Below are 3,849 nucleotides of genomic sequence, written 5' to 3'. Positions count from 1 at the left end.
CATACAACTCAACACTCTTCTTCCACTGCTCATACGTCTTCTTCGGGCTCGCCACCGCTCCAAGGGAAGAACTGCTCGCATACAGATCCGTACGCGACTCCTCATCCTTGGTGATCTCATACGCCTTGCTCACATCCCGGTTCAGCCCGGCGGTTGAATCGGCTCCGGTTTCGGCATCCTTGCGCACCACGATCTCGCCCGCCCCGACGGTGGCGCGCACGATCTGCTCGCGGTCCTTCTGGTAATCCCAGCCGCTGACGCTCCAGCCGGTTTCACCTTCCTTGCCTTTACCCACCTGGCTGCTGTCTTGTGTGGTGCCACTACCGGAGCTGTAGGTGCCGCCCACGTTCAGGTAATAGCCGTGTTCCTTGTCCTTGCCGGCAATATCGCTGAAGCCCAGGGTGCCGGTGTCCAGCTTGAGGTTGCCGTTGTCAGCAGCGATCAGCGCACCGTCGATCTGGGTGTGGTTTTCGGTGCGGATATCGACCTTGTTCTTGCCAGTGATGCGGGTTTGCTCTTCAACCCAGTCGGTCTTGCCGGTGGTCTGGCCATAGCCGACCGAGCCACTGAGCCCTGGAGCAGGACCAAAGGTGGCGGTGACGCTGATGTCGAATTCCTTGCCCTTGACCTTGCCGGTATCGGCGACCGAAGCGACGTTCAGGTCCCCCCCGACACGCCCGATCACTTCATCGCCACGCAGGTTGGCACCAGAAATGTTGGTGTCCTTGCCACTGGTGAAGCCCAGCCGGTCCCCGGCATAGAGATAAGCCTCTTGCTGGCGCTCGCCTTCACGCTCCAGATTGCCTTTGCCCATGCTGACGCTGGCGTAGACGCCCACGCCTTCCGAGCCGAAGGTGAAGCCCACTTCCCCACCACCACTGTTGCGGTTGTTCTCGCTGCTGTGATCGTTCTGCGCGGCGCGAATGTTCAGGTCGTTGCCGGCATCCAGGTCGATGTTGCGTCCGGCCTGGGCCTGGGTCCCGATCAGGTTCAGGTCGTTGCTGGCCTTGAGGTTGATGTCGCGCCCGGCCTCCAGTTGGGTGGCAGTGGAGGAGCCTTGGCTGCTCTCGGTGCTGGCGGTGCCGAAGCTGCCGCCGACGCCGATCTTGAAGCCGCCGCTGGTGCCGCCGTGGATGCCGCCCCACATCTCGGTGTTGCGGGTTTCCTCGCTGATGCTGCCTTTGGCCACATCCAGGGTGACGTCGCGCCCTTTGACGTTGATGTCGCGCCCGGCACTCAGTTGACTGCCCTTGACGGTCACGTCGTTGTTGGCCGTGAGGTTCAGGTCGTTGCCGGCCTGCAGAGTTGAAGAGCGGTTGCCCTGCTCGATGATCTCCTGGCTGCTGCTTTGCTTGCTGTTGCCAAGCTTGACGTCGGCGGTCGGCCCGGCGAGGAACTGGCTGACCGAGTCGACGGCCTTGAGGGTGCTGGAGGCTTTGCTGGTGTTGTTTTCACCGTCGCCGGCGCCGTTGACCGCGTCCTTGGTCTTGCCATAGTTGTGGTTAATGGTGACACCCAGGCCATTGCGCTCGCTTTCACGCTGCTGCTCGGTCACCCGCACTTCCCGGGCGGCGTCGATCTTGATGTCGCGGCCGGCCACCAGGTTGATGTCGTGATCGGCCCGAAGGTCGGAACCGATCTGATTGATGTCGCGCTTGGCGTTGACCGACAGGTCCGCACCAGCGCTGATCTGGCTGGCGGCGGCGGTCTGGGTTTCGACGCGGTTCTTTTCCTTGTTGCGCTCGGCACCGGCGAAGAGGCTGACACCGTTGTCGTCGCTGCTGACGCCCACGCCGACTTGCTTGCTCTTCTTCCAGTCCTGCTCCGCCGAGCTGTTCTGTGCCGCCACGACATTGACGTCACGTCCGGCGTCGAGGCTGACATTACGCCCGGCGCTGATGCCGCTGCCCACCACATTGATGTCACGCTCGGCCTTCAGGCTCGCATCGCGCTCGGCCAGCACCTGGCTGCCCACGCTGGTGCTGCTTTGCGCCTGGCGCCCGGACTCCTTGGCCGAGGCAAAGGAGACGCTGGCCCCGGAGGAGGAAAGCCCGACCTTTTTCTTGTACTGCTCGCTGCGGCTGTAGGCCGTGTCATTGGCCGAAACCAGATTGATGTCACCGCTGTCCTTGACCAGCCCGGCACGCAGTTCCACATCGTTGCCGGCCGTGGCTTCACTGGCCCGCAAGCGGATATCGTTGCCCGCGGCCACCACCACATCGTTGCCAGCGCTCAGCTCGCTGCCGACCTGGGTCGCGGTGGTTTGCAACTGGCTCTTGCCGCTTTTGGACAGGCCAAGGAAACCGGACTTGGTCTTCTTGCTGTAGGAACCGTGTTCCTCGACGCCAGAGAGGATCGCCACATCGCCGGTGGCACCGACCATCAGGTCTGCACCGGCCTTGAGCTGGCTACCGATCACCGTGACATCGCGGCCACCGTTGATGCTCATGCCGCCATCGGCTTTCTTGCTGGTGTTGAGGGTCAGGTCTTTCCCGGCCTCGACCACAGAGGCGATGTTGGTGCTGTGGTAGCTCTCCTGCTGCTTGCTGCTGCTCTGACCAAAGGAGCCTTTGCCCTTCTTGGACATGAAAGAGGCAGTTTCATCCTTTGCCGACAGCACATTGAGATCGCGAGCGGCATCCAGGGCGACGTTCTGCCCCCCTTTAACCCGGCTGGCCACCAACGTCAGATCCTGGCCTGCCTTGATCGACAGATCACCACCCGCCTCTACGCGTGAAGACTGCTGACGAACCTGATCGTCAGAACTTCTACCGTTACTGGTTTTGAACGAGCTATGACCCGCATTGGCCGCAGACTCGATGGTCACATCTCGCGCTGCAACCATCGACAAGCTTTGCTGGGCAGCAACCTTGCTCGCCACAACTTGAATGTCTTGACCCGCTGTTGCTTTCAGACTGCCGGCTATCTGGACGTCGCTGGCATTTTGTGTGGTCTGACTACGCGTCCAGAGGTCTTTCTTGAACTGGCCATTGCTACTGTTCGCCTGTTCGGTGGACGTAATGGACAGGTCACGCCCAGCGCTGAGCACCGCATCACCGCCTGCGGTCAACGCACTGCCGGTATTTTTCAGGTCCCGGCTTGCAGTCAGGGTCAGATTGTTGGCGGCCTCGATACGCGCTGCACTATCAACAAAATCGCGCTGCTCATTACTGATGGAAGTGGAGCTCTGATGGCGAGTCAAGGTTCGCTCGTTAACCACGTCCCCATCAGTTGCCGTCAAGGCCACATCGCGCCCAGCGATAACACCACCGGCCTTGTTCAGCAGATCCTTGCCCGCCGTCAGATTCAGGCCCTTGCCCGCCTCCGCCAACCCACTATTGACCAGGTTCTCCCCCGCCACCGCCGACAGGTCATTGGCCGCGCGCAGGGTGCCGACGTTGTTCAAGTCTTTGCCGGCAATCAGGTTCACGTCCTTGCCCGCGATCAGGGCGCCGTTGGGCGCCAGGCGGTTGTTGGCCTGGGCCAGGTACAGCACTGGCACCAGCACTTGTTCGCCGTTCACTTCATGGCTTTCCAACCAGACGATGTCGTGGGTCAGGGCGGCGATTTGTTCGGAGGTCAGGGTCACGCCCACCGACAGGTCAAGCTGTTGCTTGCTCTGGATGGCGTTGTCCATCAGGTGTTTGAAGAGCTTTTCGTTGCTGTCCTGGCCGTCGATAAAGCGCTGGCCGGTGCGGGCCACCATGGCTTGCTGGATGAGTTTCTGTTCGTAAAAACCGTCACCCAGGCGCTTGGCGCTTTCGTCCGGGTTGTAGCCGAGGTTGGACAGCAGGTAGTCCGAGCTCATGAACTGCTTGAGGTGGGTCAGCGCCGGGTTGGTTTCGATCA

Annotated in this window: 1 protein-coding gene; it reads right to left on the bottom strand. The window is 61.4% G+C overall.

Translation table 11 applies throughout. The annotated features are described in order from the left end of the window. The coding region (locus BLX41_RS02295) for a hemagglutinin repeat-containing protein (protein ID WP_185073343.1) at window positions 1-3,849 on the bottom strand (3,849 nt) is incomplete at both ends.

Origin of the sequence: Pseudomonas protegens (genome assembly GCF_003732485.1) — a bacterium.
Classification (GTDB): Bacteria; Pseudomonadota; Gammaproteobacteria; order Pseudomonadales; family Pseudomonadaceae; genus Aquipseudomonas; species Aquipseudomonas protegens_B.
The sequence above is the reverse complement of the archived record's forward strand: the minus strand, read 5'-3'. Positions and strand labels throughout refer to the sequence as shown.